Below are 15,105 nucleotides of genomic sequence, written 5' to 3' on the forward strand. Positions count from 1 at the left end.
TTTATCCCTCAAAGGTAAATGGGCTATTAAAATCGGCCAGCAGTGGCGCGATGGCGTCTTTCTCGCTTAAAACCGCCTCGCCCGTGACGGGCCACTCGATGCCGATATCCGGGTCATCCCAGAGCAGCGCGCCCTCGGTTTCGGGCGCGTAATAATCGCTGCATTTATAGATAATCTCGCTGTCTGGCACGAGCGTGGCAAAGCCATGTGCAAAACCCACCGGAATATAAAGCTGAGCGCCATTTTCCGCGCTGAGCTCATACCCCGCCCATTGCCCATAGGTGGGACTGCCGCGCCGAATATCGACCGCCATATCAAAAACCGCCCCCCGCCCACAGCGCACCAGCTTAGCCTGCGCGTGCGGTGGCGCCTGAAAATGTAAGCCACGCACGGTGCCAACCGCCGCCGAGAGCGAGTGGTTGTCTTGGATGAACTCATCATCCACGCCCATCTCTGTATATACTCGACGGCTGTATGTTTCGGCAAAGAAACCTCGATGATCGCCAAATCTCCGAGGTTTTAATAGCTTAACACCTGACAACTTTGTTTCTGTGATTTCCACTTTGAATTCGACTTTCTGATCTCTAAAGTTATCGTGTTCAATACCACTTGCTTCGGCTTAAGCGCGATCAAGAAGATCAAAATAGGCCTTGCCGATTTGGTCCCAAGTGTATTTGCGCTGCGCAATCTCGCGCATGTTAGAACCGATCTGAGCGGCATCTGCTGGGTCGAGGCTGCGCAGGAGGTCAGCCAGCTCGAATGCGGACTGGAAATAACGCGCTTTGCCTTCAGTGCTGTGGCGGTTGAAGGCACAGCCATTGGCCAGAACTGGTATGCCGAAATGCATCATTTCCACCAGCGACGGGTTTGTTCCACCCGCCGAATGGCCGTGCAGATAGACCGAAGCGCGCGCGCGCACTGCGTGTAGAACGGCGGGTTCGTAGATTGGGTTGAGCAGGTAGAGATTGGGGCTTTCGCCATACCGTGCTTTGAGGTTTCGCCCATAGGCGCTGCTGTCCCAGTTGCCCACGAAGACCAGCGGCATGCCGAGCTCTTCTAGCGCCTCGAGAATGACGTTCACGTTGTTCTCAGGCTCAATCCGGCATAGCCCCAGCGCATAGCGGTCCGGTAATCCCCCGGGGGCCTCCGCTTCGCCGGCTTCATGCAAGGCGTGGTCACCACCATAGGCAATGACGTGGCATCCACTTCCATATGTGTCTCGGAGGTGGTCGGCGATAGCCTGGTTGTCGGCGATCACCTCGTGCGAGAACTGCACCGCCGCCCATTCCGAGGCGCGCAGCATCATCCGCGCGACCCCTTTCCACTTCTCGCGCTTCCACTCGATCCCGTCGATATTGGTCAGGATGTGCGCACGGCTGATGAGCCGGATCAAGGGGAGGGCAAGTGCGCCCGAGACGCCAAGGAGAAGGATCCTATTATGCTCGCTGCGGACAGCTTGCCACAGGCTGATGGCGTCGTAGGGAATGCTCTGCACTCCGTTGGCCCGCAAACCTACGTAGCGCAGAGCGGCGCTCTCGAAACGCCCAGGGTGTTCGGTATTATCTTTTCCTGAACACCAAACAGTCAGTTCAGCCCGTTGACCAGTCCTTTTGTGATATCGGACAAGGTTTTCGGCGAGGGTTTCGAACCCGCCATAGCGGGCCGGAACGCCAACGGTTCCAAGGAGTCCAATTTTCATTTGACCTGCCCTTTGCCAAGGCTGTTTAGTGCGTCGCATAGGGCGATTGCGTAGGCATCGAAGGTGAAATGCTGCGCCCGCTTCCGCGCCGCCTGGGCCATCGCGTTATAGGCTTCTGGATCATCAGCCAGCTTCAGCACTGCGTCGCGGAGTGCCGCGCCGTCCCGCGAGTCAATGCAATAGCCCTCGACCCCGTTTGTCACGATCTCGGCTGGGCCGCCGACGGGGGGCGCGATCACCGGGATATCGAAGCTCATGGCTTCTACCAGCGTCAGGCCGAAGGTCTCGATCCATTGGTCCACCCGCGCGAGGTTAAGCACTAGGTCGGCACGGGTGTAGAAACTGGCTGGATCGTCGGTGCGCGGATAGATCGTGACATTGCCGGCGCCGGCATGGCGCGCGGCAAAGGCGTCCACCTCGCCTGGTTCGGCGTTCAGGACCAAGTCGAAGGCGATGTCGCTACGGTCGCGCAGCGCTGCGGCCAGCGTAATGAACTCCTCGACACCCTTGTAGCTCCGCAGCGAGGCCAACATCAGCACTCGAAAGAGGCCGTCCTGCCGAGGTAGACGCGTGTCGGCGCGTACCGCGAGTGCCGGACTGACCGGGTTCGGGACGACCCGCGCCGGCGGCCCGTCGATTGGCAGGCGGGCGCAGTGATCGTGCGAGACATAGAGCAGCAGGTCCGCACAGCGCGCCGCGCACGCCGTCAGGAAGCGGCGTAGTGCCTCCGGCCTAATCGAGACCTCGTGGATATGCACTACTACCCGGCGCCCAGTTCGCCGTCCCCAGAACATCGCCGCAAAGGGTAGCAGTGTGTTGACGAAGACCGTGGCGTCGAGGGGAATGTCACGCGAATGCCTCAACGCCCGGTACAGTGCAGCTTGGCTGGCGAAATAGGTGAACAGCGTAATGATCCGATACGGGCTACGACGGTACCAGTAGCGCCGGATTGGTACGCCCGCCTCCTCCAGAATGCCGCGCCCCTGCGAGCCGACGAAGAGCAGTCCGCCCTCCCGTGCATCGAGGGCATCCAGTGTGGCGCGGAGCACCGTAGGGCTGCCAGAGCGGTCGTTGAGCAGATGGCAGAAGACGATCACCTTAGCCGCCGCATCACTGTTGCGTGGCGGTTGGCCACGATATGGTCGATAATTTCTGCGGCTGCGACCTCCGGCGCGCCATTATTGTCGATCCGAGTAAGCCAACCCCGGTTGGCAAGATCACCGTAGCGTGCGTTGAGCGCGACGATCCGCTCAATCGTCAGCTCCTGCTTGCGGCGATGGATTTCACCGGGGTCAACCTCGATGAAAAAGGCATGCTCTGGCAGTGGCAGGAGCCGCCCGATGAAGCGTAGTGCTGGCATCGGAAGCTTGATCCGGCTGCGGAAGGGATCCGCGATCATGTCGTAGTAGTAGCGGTCGAATAGCATCACCTCGCGCCGCTTTAGCACCGGGCGCACGCTGCGCAGGTAGCCACCGAAGTAGTCGAGCCAGTAGTAACCCAGTCGCGCCACTGACCCCACCGGCCCGGAGGGTTTGGCCCGGTGCGGCTCGTCGTAGTTCTCGTCGACTGTCTCGACCGCATGCGCCTTCTTGGCGACCACGGCGAGGCGCGGCAGCACCGTGGGGCGGAAATGGGCGTATTTGATCTCGTCCGCCCCGTAGATCGCTTCGAGCTGGGCGACGACCCTGTCGATCACCGTGGTCTTTCCTGCGCCGTCCGGGCCGCTGATCGACAGGAACAGCCCGCGTTTCCTCACCTGGTCGCGTAGCCGGTAGGCGAGGAACGCGAGGGGGGTCATAAGGCCGCGAGGGGTGAGGCGGGCGCGCAACATGGCGAGCCGGGCGCGGTGCCCGTGGGCCCGCAGCTCAGACGAGCGCCCGGCGCGCACGGTCTCGAGCGCCTTTCGGGCCTCGTGCGGGCCGAGAAAAGTCTCGACATGCGCCAGCAGCTCGTCGAAATGCCGCTCGGCGATCCCGGCGAAGAGCGCGTCGTATTTCGCGGGCGTCGGCCGGCCGACCACGAGGTGGTAAAGCCACTTGTCGAGAAACACGAACGGCTCGCGCACCACCGGGATGCCCCGGTGATCGCGCAGATCGATGAGCGCCTCTTCGACGTCGTAAAGCTCGACCCCGTAGACCCGCCGGCCGGGGAAGAAGTCGATTGCAAGGGTAAACGCCGCGCTGTCCTCCATCCGGCGAAACAGCCAGATCGACGAGAACATGTCGTCGTCGTAGAGATCCGAGACCTTGAGATCGAGGTCGCGCGCCAACCCGAGCGCGACCCTTCGGGCGGTGGCGCGGTCGTCGGGATGCACCAGCATGTCGATGTCGCGCGAGCCGACCCGGTCGGGCAAGTGCTCGTGGTTGCGCAGCACCGCGTAGCGCACCTTGTGCTCGGCGAGCCCCGCGAACAACCGGCGCAGCGCCCGGCCCTCGAGAGCTTCGGGACCGTTGTCGCGGGGCGCGTTCATCGGTTGGCCCTCTGGGTAGCGGCCTTCTGGCGGACGAGCTTCGGCGAGGTGAGGCCGGTCAGAAGGAGATACCAGGCGAGGCCGGGATAGTTGCGGCTGGCATAGGCAAAGCCCGCATTCTTGTAGAAGCCCGCGGCCGCGTTGGCGCGCCGGTCGGAGAACCTTTCCCACGCCGTGCGCGAGGCGAGGAAGTCGGCAAAGCTCCGCTCGGGCTTCCCGGCACGCCGGTGGCGCAGACAGTCTTTAATCCAGCGCATCTTGTCTTGCATGATCCGCACGTTCTTCGTCGACATCGACCCGGCCGGTTTGCGGTAGCGCGACAGCGGCTCTTTCAGGGTGATGAAATAGCGCCCGTCCGCGCTCAGGTCTGACATCCGGCACCACATGTCGAGGTCTTCGCAGAAATCCTCGTAACGGATGCCGTTGTCGTTCGGCATCACGTCGACGCGGTAGCCGCCGACCGCGAGCACATCGGTTTTGCGCACGAGGTTGGGATAGGAGAGGAATACAAGCTTCTGCCCGTCGTAGAGCCGCATGTAGTCGTCGCGCGTCGTCGGGCCGACCTTCTGCACGCCGAGGTCGCGGGTGTCGTCGAAATAGACCCGGTAGGCCGACACGCCGAGCCGCGTGTCGTCGGCCAGCAGGGCCTCGACCAGCCGCTCGATCATTCCGGGCATGGCGATGTCGTCGGCGTCGATGAAGGTCAGCAGCTCGTGGCTGGCCTCGGCCACACCGGTCTTGCGGCCATGGGCAAGACCACGGTTCTCGGGGTGGATGACTATGCGCACCCGCGCATCGCGCCGGGCGTAATCGCGCACGATCTCGGGGGTGGCGTCGGTCGAGGCGTCGTCGACGACAAGGATCTCGAGCGCCTCGTAGCTCTGGGCGATCAGGCTGTCGAGCGTCTCGGGGATGTCTTTTTCCGCGTTGTAGGCGCAGACGATGATGGAGACCGACGGGCCGGTCATGGTTTCGGCGGGCTGTGTCACGGCTTCTTCGCGGTTACGACCATGCCGCTGGCGAAGATCGTCCACCCCATCTTGGAGGCGAGGTTTTCGAAGGTCGCGACCAGCAGGTAGGCCGGCAAGAAGAAGGCAAAATAATCCGTCGCCTTGTAGTAGATGATGAAATTCACGTCGCGAAAACCGGTGCGTTCGAGGAGTTTGCGCATCGAGATCGGGTCGCAATGGTTGAAGAACGCAGGGTACCCCGTGGTGTTGATCGCGTCCTGCCGGGGGCGCAGGTTGCGGATCAGCCATTTCTGGGGTTTTTCGCCGACGATCTTTAGCGCAATCGAATAGGGATGAAAGCCCGACGGGATATAATGGTGCATCACCGCCCCGTTGCCCATGACGCCGTAGACCGTCTGGAATGCCCGGGTGACGTCGGGGACATGTTCGAAGACGGCCTTCGAAATCGCGAGCTCGACGCCGTCGAGGTCCGTTTCGTCCTCGATCGAGCCGTGAATGAACCGGTCGTAGACGACATAGCAGTTTTCCCGTGCATCGATGTCGAGCCCGATATACGCGTAGTCGGGGCTTTTCTGTAGCGTCGGCCGGTCGACGCCGCCAACCTCGAGGATGACTTTAGGCATTTTTTCCTTAAGCGTTTTCCGGACCGTCGCGCGAAAGTCGTCGCCGAAATTGCGCGACTCGAGGAAAAAGCGCGGATATTTCTCCTCCAGTTTCCGCGCCGCTCGTCGGTTCACAGAAACGAACCATCTCAACATATTCAAATTCTCCTGTGCGCTAAATCTTACAAAGGACGATTGCGCGTTGCGCGATAGGCCTGATCGACGTTGGCCGCGAGCGTTTCGTAGGAATACGAGTCCAGCGCGGTCCGGCGCGCCGCCCGGGCGAGCACCTGCCTCCGCGCTTCGTCTGCCGCGAGCGCGCCGATCGCCTCCGCGACCGCCGCATGGGGCGGGGCCTCCTTCGAAAGCGGCGCCGTGATCCCCGCGGTCGCGCCCACGGCCCGCCCGGTCGCGTCGCCCTCGATGCACACCACTGGCAACCCGGTGAGCATCGCCTGCAACACCACCGTCGCAAGGCCGTGGTGGAACGAGGGGTAGAGGAAGACGTCTCCCCGGTGGAGCTCGTCGACCAGTCGCTCCATCGGCACCTTGCCAAGGAAGGTGACCCGCGCCCCGTCGGGATGGGCGGCGGCGGCCGCTTCCATCCGACCGCGCAGGGGTCCGTCGCCGATGACCACCAGCTCGGCGTCGGAATTGGTTTCGAAGTGGCGCAGGGCCGCATCGAGGGCGATGCGCGCGCCCTTCCAGTCCTTCAGCTCCCCCGCATATACCAGCCGCAGGGCGTCGGCGCTTGCGACCTCCTCCTTGGGGCGGGCCAGCGCCGGCAGGTCGGCGATGCCTGTCTGGACGCAGGGACGCACCTTCGGACGGTAGCGCCGCGGCAGGGCCTCGGGCGTGTGGCTCAGGATCAGGTTCGCCCGCGCAGCGGTGATCCGGGTGAACGGATCGAAGGTACGCAAGGTCCAGCGCAGCGCCACCCGCACCGCCTCTTTCGCCCGCGTTGAGAACGCTAGGGTTGGTAGGATTGTCGGATGAGTGTTTTCGCTTCCGACTGGCCCCCAGACGAACGGCCCGTGGCAGAGCGCTAGCCCCGAGGGCATCCAGTCCATCCCGCCAGTGAGGTGATGCAGGACGTCCGCTGGCGCCTCCCGCAGAGCGTTGCGCGCCCTCAGCCCAACGCCGATCTGCCACAAGTAGTAGTAGACGAGGAAGAACCGCTTTCCGCGTTTGTAGAATCGGAAGATCCAGGGTAAATCAAAGTAGATAAACTCGAGGCGCTCAGGTTTCGGAATCTCGGCAAAGGCTACCGTGTGCACCGTCCGTAGGTTGGCTCGGGTGATCACCCGCACGTCATGCGTCCGGGCCAGCTCATGTACCATCCGCCAGGCGATCTCACCCTCGCTGCCACGTCCTGCCTCGCAGGCATAGGCTGAAATCAGAATTTTCATGGTTTTACACTTGCGGATGAACGGACGACGTCACGGCTGGCAGCCCAAGCGATTTGGATGACGATCAGACCATACCAGAAGACCTGGGTGTTTATTGCTGAGCTAGTCATTAAGATTGCCCAGAATGCGATAAGCGGCAGCGTGATCTGGTTGAGCTGCCGCAAGGCAAAGATCCAGGCGAAGAAGCCGAATGCCAAGACACCATAGACTACGGCAAAGCCAGGCAAGAAACCTGCGCCATAGTTATCATCTCTAACTCCGGCAATTTTACCCTGAAAAAAATGTTCGATGCCTTCGAAACCATAGCCTAACCAGAAACCTGGTTCAGCCATGGACACATCGCGGAGGTAGATCAACAGAGGGGCAACGCGTACTCCTCCGCTGTGATCTGCTCCCAGAACCTGATCAACATCAAGCGAACGAAGACTGGATATCAGAACAACAGACCTTTGAAGTGGCTCGAAGTCGATTAGCAAAACTGTTGGCCAAATCAGCACACAGACCATCACGATTAATAAAAGCCAGGGCAGGGAGCGCGACAGACCGTAGACTAATAGTATTGCTACCACTGCCAGCGCGCTGCCGCTTAAAAGCATCGCCGTTAGAAAGGCTACCCATAGTTTCTGATACGTCCTTGCCCGTTCTGGTTCTCCCGGCAAGCGAGACAGCATCAAATAGCAGAGCATGCTTATCCCAACGATCCGGCCAAGTTGTGAGGGTTCGTAGGCTAGCGAATTGTGTCTCCACAAACTGCTCCCCCCTATCTGGTTCGGGACCGGCAGTCCCGCCAACGAGGTGACCATTTGAACTATGCACAGCATGGCAAAGGCGTAAATAATTCCGCGCATTACCTTCATCAAAAAGGCTCGCTTGTCCTTGACCCGATCCAGAAGGCTCGCGATGGCGAAGTATCCCACAGCGTATAAAAAAGTAAGCCCCACGGACAACAACTGTCCCGCTCCATCCTGAAATAGACTGAGCACCGTCATGATCGAGAAGAGCGCGAAGGCCAAGAAAGCCTGTAGATGAAGGGTGAGGCCGAGCCGAAGGAACAGAACTCCGCCTGTCATAGCAGCAAATAAGACCAAATAATTTCGTGTATCGGCACCTAGGAACAGCGACACCACCACTGCGTAAGACACCAGAATGAAAACGAAAAAATGTCGCGAGTTGAGAACAAGGCTTCGTGATCTCATTCCCAAACCCTCGTTTGCGATGCTCCGCTCAACGCACTTTTCAAAACTGTTCTTATCCGAATTAAACTTGGCGTATTGCTATACGAACCCGCAACGGGCATTTGGGCGCTTAGGGCGACGGGCGGCCTCATGGAAAAACTCCAACCATAGGTCAAAACTCGGATCCTATGTCGCTTAGCATCGCGTCGATTAAGCGGGCATAGAGATCTGCATTGCTCCAGCCGCTAGCCGCCGCACCGACTCGGATTTGGCGGTCCTGATAGAAGGAGGCATGCGCCATGAGGGAAAGGAGATAGTGATGTCGGGCGCGCTGCACATGCCCGGTGAAGTGAATCTCTGACAATTGTGCCACTACTCTCTCATTCTCGTCATGCGCCGACATGTCCGTCGGCCGGGACAGCAGCAAATGTACAAGATCGAACCCGACTGGTATGCCATCGCGGGAATACTCCCAGTCGAAGACATAGAGCCCGCCTGAATCGATGAAGCTGTTCCAGAGGGTGAAATCCCCGTGCGCGAAGCTGGTCTCGATGTCACTTTCCCAGCGACTGAAAAGGGCGTTTGCGCGATGGAACCGCCGTGACCAATCCGCATCGGCGTCAGCTGCCGATAGCGCAAGCATGTTGGCGATCGTTTCGGCGTCATCTGAGCGCTTGGTCCGCGCTGCCAGTTCCCGCACGAATGCGACATGCATCGGAACAAGGCCGTTCGGCACGCTCGTCGTCTTCCCTCGTCGACTGTCGGTGGCGATCCATCTCGCCCCGTTGGCAACACCTTCGCCGAGCAGTTGCGGTGTGCCCGCCGACTTGAGCTGCATCCGGGCAACCCGGTCGAGTGCTTTGGCCTCGACCGACAGATATGCAGCGATCTCTGCGTTTCGCGTCACCTTTCCATAACCAAGAATTGCGCCTGAACCGGTCATGAACTGAATCGCCGTTTTCCGATGAGGACCATCGGTGCCGGTGAAATACGACACCGCTCCAACGGTCTGGGGAAACGCGATCGGGAGCGAGGGTAGGCCTGACAAGAATACAAGTCGGCGCGCCCAGAGTGCGTCGAGACGCAGGTCGATTGCCAGCAGGGCAGCGCGTTTTGCGAGTTCCGCGGAACGCGTCACGGGTTGTAGCATCCCGAACCCTGCCTTGGTTGCGCCGCGCGGTGTCAACGGGATAAGCCAGTACCTGTCGTTTGATCGGGCGCTGAATAGCCCAAATGACATCTCTCTCGGACCCGCGACAGTCGGCGCGACTCCTAGACACGCGATATCCTCGAGGAACGCGTCATAGCTCGTTGAGATGGACAGAGGCGTTGCTAGAGCGTTGGACGTCGTGTTGGTCCTAGAAATATTCGACATCTATTGGCTTCCCGTCACGACGGACCAATCGCACGTGGTTGTTCGTGTGAAAATAGCGAACGAGCAATTTGCTCAATTGGGTGAACCGGGCAAAGCCAAGCAGGCGCACTGTAAACCAGGATAGCATGTCGAGTAATTTGGCGGCGCGGCCGACTTTACTATCCAGTGCGGCGCCGCGTATTTTCTGCCCCGCAGCAGACCCAGGCGGTGTCAGCAGGCGGTTGCGTTTGAGCAGCCGGTAATACCCCCCATCTGCTGAGAAGGGCTCGGGGAATTGCTCTCCCATTTCCATCAACCTGGAAAAGATGCGTCGGTGTCCTTGTAGAATTGTGCGTCCATCAGAAAAACTTGAAAACTCATAACGTATCGAAGCGTAGTCGAGGAACCTCCCCTCTTTTAGGTGTCGAGCCAAGACTTTGGAGAGTTCGGCGAACTCAGGCATCTTTACCACTATTTCGAGGGTTCGTTCGTCATCCTTGCCCTCGGCAAGCATTCGGTAGTTGAAGGCGGAATAGTGTACAAAACTCAGTGGCTGCGCTTCTGCCTCGTGTTCGCGCAATGCGACAAACCATTGATCGCCCCGTCGTTCGAGCGTGCGCTCGTCAATGTTCCAGGGGGCCAGGTTCATGCCAGGATGCCCGGAAACCATCAAACGCCCGTCGCGCATTAGCACAGGAAGGTGATCCAGCCATTTCTGGTCAGTGAAAAACCCCCGCATGGGATCGCTGGTCGAGCGGTCTTCGAGACGTGCGTCCCACCATTTCATCACCCTGTCAGTCGCCATTCCACGGCATGCCCCGAGGAAACCGATGTTGAACACGCCGCCGCGGGCTGGCATGTCGCTGCTATAAGAAAGCCGATGTGGCGTTACCAAGACATCATGGTCATCAAGTTCCGCGAACACGCCGTTCAGATCGTCGTAAACTATGATGTCGGGATCGAAATAGATGACCTTTTCGACCCCGGCCGCGAATAACACCTGAAAACAACGTGCCTTGATCGAGGTGCAGAGCTCGACGACGTCGTACTTGAACGTACGCTGCGCCCAGTCCGCCGTCGAATAACCGCAGATTTCCTTGGCGGAGACAAGGCGCCCATAGGGGACTAAAACGTCCGAGATGTCGTGATCGACGATCACGATCACATACTCTGCCTCAACGCCTCGGTCTCGAAGCGACGCGCCAAGGGCGTTCGCAAGGCCAATGTAGCTTTTGGTGCAGATCGTGAAGATGCATGCCTCAGGCTGTGTGCTCGACAGGGAAGAAAGAGTCATTTCTTGAATTTCGCTTGTAAGTCGGGAAATTGATACGTTTGTGCCGCGATGACTGGTGTAGTTCTGGTCATTTCATTTGTTTCACTGGTCTGGCCGGAATACCGGCAACGACGGTGGCAGTCGGAACATCCTCGAGCACAACCGAATTGGCCGCCACAATCGCACCTTTTCCGATCGTCACGCCCGACAGAATGGTTGCCTTGTCACCGATCCAAACGTTGTCTTCGATCACCACGGGGCCTTTGCCGACCAATGAACGCCGAGCAGGCGGCACCTCGATTTCCAAAACCGTGGCATGCCCGTGATTGTTGTCTGAAACGGTGATGTTTTTTCCGAACAGGACATTGTTGCCGATAACGATACGATTGGCTGCAGTGATGTGTGTTCCCTCACCGAGCGACGTGTTCTCACCAATCGTAAGCAACGCCTGGTCTGCAGTTGTGCCGTCTTGCCAGGTCGCCAAAGAACATCTTGGCCCGACACTGGAGCCTTGTCCGATGATGATGAATTCAGGCCCCCGTAGGATAAGGTCGCTGGACAGGAAAACGTCTCGGCCTACGGCCTTGAACTTAGCCCGATTGCGAGCCGTGAAGGCCAAACCCAATACCCGGTACCGCCAGAACCGAGCCTTGTAGGACAGCGCCGGAAAAAGAAGGACCGCTACAATCGCAGTTGCCAGATTTAGCAGTAAGCGTTTGCCCATCTTATTCTACCCGTGGGGGAGCGCAGGTGACTTGCATCTAGTTTGCCCGCTTCACCAGCGAAAACGAGGCGACATGGAGCGCCGCCTTGGCCGTCAGTAGAGGAAACCGTAGCGTTGATTTCACCGTTGTGTTTCGTACCAGCCGCTTGGCAAGCTCGTCTTGGAAATGGTTCTCAATTTCCAGGTACAGGCTCGTGAAGGCATCATAGTCGACCTCCATCAGCTTTGACGGAGTGTACGGTTGATCGTCCGTCCGCGAGAGGATTTCTTGGAAGCGTCGCTCGAACTGGTCTCGATCGTGCATGGCGGACTTGGCCTGCGCGGCGGCAACGGAGCGCAGCTCCGCATCCGCGATCAGCGCAGCGGCCTGTTGTCGGAACGCGAAAATATCCGTGTGGGTTATCTGGGGGACGTCATCGGTCCCTACGATGTCTTCAAGCCGGTTTGTGACCAAGTCAGCGCTTGTGAAGGAAATAATCGGAACATCGTGGTGGGTTGCGAGCTGCGCCATCAACGCTCCGCAGAACGGGTAGGTGGACAGGTAGATGTCGCACGCTTGGAATACCGCATTGATATCCTTTCGGTTTCCAATCAGTTTCACACGTCCGCTTTTGAGGTGAGCCCCCAGCCGCTCATTCAACAATGTGGTGCGTCCATTGCCGGCAAGCCAGAAAACTACGTTTGGATTATCATCGAGCAAGAACCCGATAAGGTCGAAAAAGTAGCCTTCTCTGCCATACATTTTATAGAAGGCTCCGCCAGAGAATACCACGACCTCGCCATCCTTGCGTTCTGGAAGGGGGTGGGACTGACTATCTTCGACGATGGGATAGTAGGGGTTCAGGATCGTCCGTTCGGGCGGCATTCCGCGCTTTTCCTGGCTGACGGCAATGCCGTAGTCGCGAAACTCCAGCGAATAGTCACTGCAGCCTGTCCCCAACCAAAACGCATGATCCGTTAGGTTGATCTGGTACCTAGGCACCTTCGAAAATGTGTGAAACGCGACAATGGCGCCGACGGCCCAGGGGGTCATGTGCATTAGTATCCGAGACGGCCGGAACGCAGACATCGTTTCGTGGACTCGGCGCGTTTTTTCCAGCTCGTTGTCCACGCCATCTAGGTACAGCGTTTCCGTGGCTGCACCTTTGGACAACTCTTCGCGTAGACCGACCGAGCCTGCTTCGTTGCGGGTTTCGCAAATGAAGAGGATCGACGCCCCGGCAGCGTTCAGCGCCCGGATGTATTGAAGGCTCAATCCGCGTGCATCCAGCCCCCAACTATCAAAGAAGACGATGCGCTCACTTTCGGAAGGCGGGTTGTTTTCAGCCGAAAGCACAGCCTCGGCGATCAGCTTGAGCGCAGCTTCGATGCGACTGTCCTGATACCGCCAATTGACCAGATAGGCGATCCGGGCGGCCTGAACCATCTTGTCCATCGCTTCTGCCCAGCGTCGCTTGCGGACCTGTGCCAATGCTTCTGAAACTAGATGTTCGTAGAAGCTCGTCACGTCGCTCAGATTTATTCTCGGAAAAGGTAACCCTTCCAGAGGCATGGGTTTGGGAGGAGGCATGAGATTTTTCAATGTAGTTTGGGTCTTTGTTTCATATGCGGGCAAGACTGACTTGATAGGTTTGGCAAGGAAGGCTCAGCTAAATTTGTTAGGAGTGCCAGATTTATCAACCTGCTTTATTTTCGTAGCTGCGTCGATCGATTGTCACAAGCCGCCCCGGTGTTAAACGAAAAACCGTTCCGAGTTTCAGGTGCTATCATCTCCGTAAAACCAGATTTGACCCCTGCGTTGTGGGCACCCTGACGTTTCGTCTTGCGTACTGTACTGAGGAGGCTGGCGTGGCCTTGTGCCGAAATGCTCAATGCGTGGCGCAATTACTCCTTGCTCATTTTGTATTGGAGGAGGCTTCTGGGTCTCGAAGGGGCAGACCGATAATCTTGCAAACACGCAGGATCAATGTCGGCACCGCAGTGCTGGAACGCATCGTCCTAGCAACCACTGCGCGAAGCGCCAGCACACTGGCAACAATCGCGATGAGTGCGCCAAATCCGATACCGTAAGCGCCATAGCCATTCGAGAGGGCAAAAACAATGATACTGACGCCAATCATGATGGCCGAAATCTGCAACGCATCGCTTGCCGCGCGCAGATTCAAAAAGATCTGCAAGTATACGATGTGGGCAATGAAGAAAAACGCATATGCAGTGCAATATGATATGCCGACGATTGTCAGGTCAAGCTGATCATAGCCGAGTAGGATGATGACGATGAACAGTCCGTTCCACAGCGCTTCTGCTATAAAGAACAAAACCGATTGGCCTCTTGCCGCGAGTACGTAACTGAGAGGCAGACTGACAAGTTTCATCACATTTCCAACACACAGCCACTGCAGTAATTCAACAGTGGGCGCAAAGGATTCGGAGAAAAGCAGGGTCACCAGAAAGGGCGCCGAAAGGATGACGAATAGAATGATCGGACCGCCAGCAGACAGATTAACCAGTATCTGTCCACTAATCAGCTCCGCGGTCTGCTTTTTATCAGTGCCGTTCGAGCTCAGACGCGGATAGAAATCAGTATGCATCGCCTGAAGAATGAAGTTGAGGACGAGAAGTGAAATCGACCAAGATGCAGAAAAATAGCCGGCAGCATCAAGACCCGCCTTGTCAACTATTATGCTCCGAACCGCCAGCAGCGTGGCAGCTGTAACCAAGGCGCCTAACATGAAGGGTATTCCTAGGCGCGCCATTTGCATCCAGCGTTCCAGCAGCATCGGGAAACTTGTTTTCGTGGACGTGCGGATTTCGATTTTTCGTACAAAGACATGCGCAACAATAATGTTGATGACCGCTTGGGCCAGAAGGAACCAGATGATTCCTTCTTCTCCGATCCACGAGATCACTAAGAGACCGACGGCAGTGCTGGCCAGTGCGGTGATAGCGATGATTAGGCTAAGGTCCTTGACCTTACGGAATCCTTGCAGCAACGCGACCTGGGAAGACCCGATCATGGTGAGTAGGATCGCGATCGCGAGCAGCCCGACCTGGTGTCCGTAGCCGGGGTCGTTGAAAAACCATTTGGCCAATGGCTCGCTAAAGACCCATACAGCGATCATCGCCGCGACACCCTGAAGCAGCACCCCGAAGAATAACGCCGACTTGATCAACGGGAAGACCTGCGGATCAGACTGAGTCTGGGCGACTTGCCGCACGCTGCTGGTGACAATGCCCAAGCCTGCAAGTGACGTCGATGTCGACTGGATGCTTTGGAGCAGACCGAGAATCCCAATGCCTGACGGACCAACAAGAAGCGCCAACAGTTTCATTCTGACCAACGAAATGATGCTATTGGTCAAATGGGCAGCCAGCATGTAGCCTAACGAATGAAACATGCCTTTGGTAGGTTTGCTCACGCTCGCTCC

General features: G+C 58.2%; 13 protein-coding genes. All 13 read right to left on the reverse strand.

The genetic code is table 11. The features are described 5' to 3' along the window. Position 1: 1 nt before the first annotated feature. On the reverse strand, positions 2 to 562 hold the full coding sequence (gene rfbC, locus ABJO61_RS00575) for a dTDP-4-dehydrorhamnose 3,5-epimerase (protein WP_348323460.1): 561 nt from the start codon (positions 560 to 562) through the stop codon (positions 2 to 4). 57 nt (positions 563 to 619) lie between these two features. Continuing rightward, a complete protein-coding gene (locus ABJO61_RS00580) occupies positions 620 to 1,699 on the reverse strand; it encodes a DUF1972 domain-containing protein (RefSeq protein WP_348323461.1) in 1,080 nt (359 codons plus the stop codon). Continuing rightward, positions 1,696 to 2,796 carry a glycosyltransferase family 4 protein gene (locus tag ABJO61_RS00585; RefSeq protein WP_348323462.1) on the reverse strand — a complete coding sequence of 367 codons (1,101 nt, stop codon included), beginning with the start codon at positions 2,794 to 2,796 and terminating at the stop codon, positions 1,696 to 1,698. Before ABJO61_RS00585 ends, ABJO61_RS00580 begins: the two co-directional genes overlap by 4 nt. Next, positions 2,793 to 4,169: a hypothetical protein gene (locus tag ABJO61_RS00590; protein ID WP_348323463.1), complete on the reverse strand. Its 1,377-nt coding sequence runs from the start codon at positions 4,167 to 4,169 to the stop codon at positions 2,793 to 2,795. Before ABJO61_RS00590 ends, ABJO61_RS00585 begins: the two co-directional genes overlap by 4 nt. After that, a complete protein-coding gene (locus tag ABJO61_RS00595; protein WP_348323464.1) occupies positions 4,166 to 5,203 on the reverse strand; it encodes a glycosyltransferase family 2 protein in 1,038 nt (345 codons plus the stop codon). The genes ABJO61_RS00590 and ABJO61_RS00595 overlap by 4 nt, the downstream gene beginning before the upstream one ends. Further along, the gene (locus ABJO61_RS00600; RefSeq protein ID WP_348323465.1) at positions 5,155 to 5,763 is read right to left on the reverse strand and encodes a hypothetical protein; all 609 of its coding nucleotides are present in this window, start codon (positions 5,761 to 5,763) and stop codon (positions 5,155 to 5,157) included. The genes ABJO61_RS00595 and ABJO61_RS00600 overlap by 49 nt, the downstream gene beginning before the upstream one ends. Before the next feature lie 161 nt (positions 5,764 to 5,924). Then, the gene (locus tag ABJO61_RS00605) at positions 5,925 to 7,151 is read right to left on the reverse strand and encodes a glycosyltransferase family 4 protein (RefSeq protein WP_348323466.1); all 1,227 of its coding nucleotides are present in this window, start codon (positions 7,149 to 7,151) and stop codon (positions 5,925 to 5,927) included. After that, positions 7,148 to 8,347: a hypothetical protein gene (locus ABJO61_RS00610; protein ID WP_348323467.1), complete on the reverse strand. Its 1,200-nt coding sequence runs from the start codon at positions 8,345 to 8,347 to the stop codon at positions 7,148 to 7,150. Before ABJO61_RS00610 ends, ABJO61_RS00605 begins: the two co-directional genes overlap by 4 nt. A gap of 151 nt (positions 8,348 to 8,498) precedes the next feature. After that, positions 8,499 to 9,464 carry a phosphotransferase gene (locus tag ABJO61_RS00615; protein ID WP_348323468.1) on the reverse strand — a complete coding sequence of 322 codons (966 nt, stop codon included), beginning with the start codon at positions 9,462 to 9,464 and terminating at the stop codon, positions 8,499 to 8,501. 220 nt (positions 9,465 to 9,684) lie between these two features. Continuing rightward, entirely contained in the window at positions 9,685 to 10,974 is a 1,290-nt protein-coding gene (locus tag ABJO61_RS00620) for a hypothetical protein (protein ID WP_348323469.1), read from the reverse strand. A gap of 67 nt (positions 10,975 to 11,041) precedes the next feature. Next, on the reverse strand, positions 11,042 to 11,677 hold the full coding sequence (locus ABJO61_RS00625) for an acyltransferase (RefSeq protein WP_348323470.1): 636 nt from the start codon (positions 11,675 to 11,677) through the stop codon (positions 11,042 to 11,044). 37 nt (positions 11,678 to 11,714) lie between these two features. Then, positions 11,715 to 13,184, reverse strand: coding sequence for a hypothetical protein (locus tag ABJO61_RS00630; protein WP_348323471.1), 1,470 nt, complete (start codon positions 13,182 to 13,184; stop codon positions 11,715 to 11,717). A gap of 388 nt (positions 13,185 to 13,572) precedes the next feature. After that, entirely contained in the window at positions 13,573 to 15,096 is a 1,524-nt protein-coding gene (locus ABJO61_RS00635; RefSeq protein ID WP_348323472.1) for an oligosaccharide flippase family protein, read from the reverse strand. Positions 15,097 to 15,105: the final 9 nt, after the last annotated feature.

Origin of the sequence: Parvibaculum sp. (assembly GCF_039973015.1) — a bacterium.
Lineage (GTDB): Bacteria > Pseudomonadota > Alphaproteobacteria > Parvibaculales > Parvibaculaceae > Parvibaculum.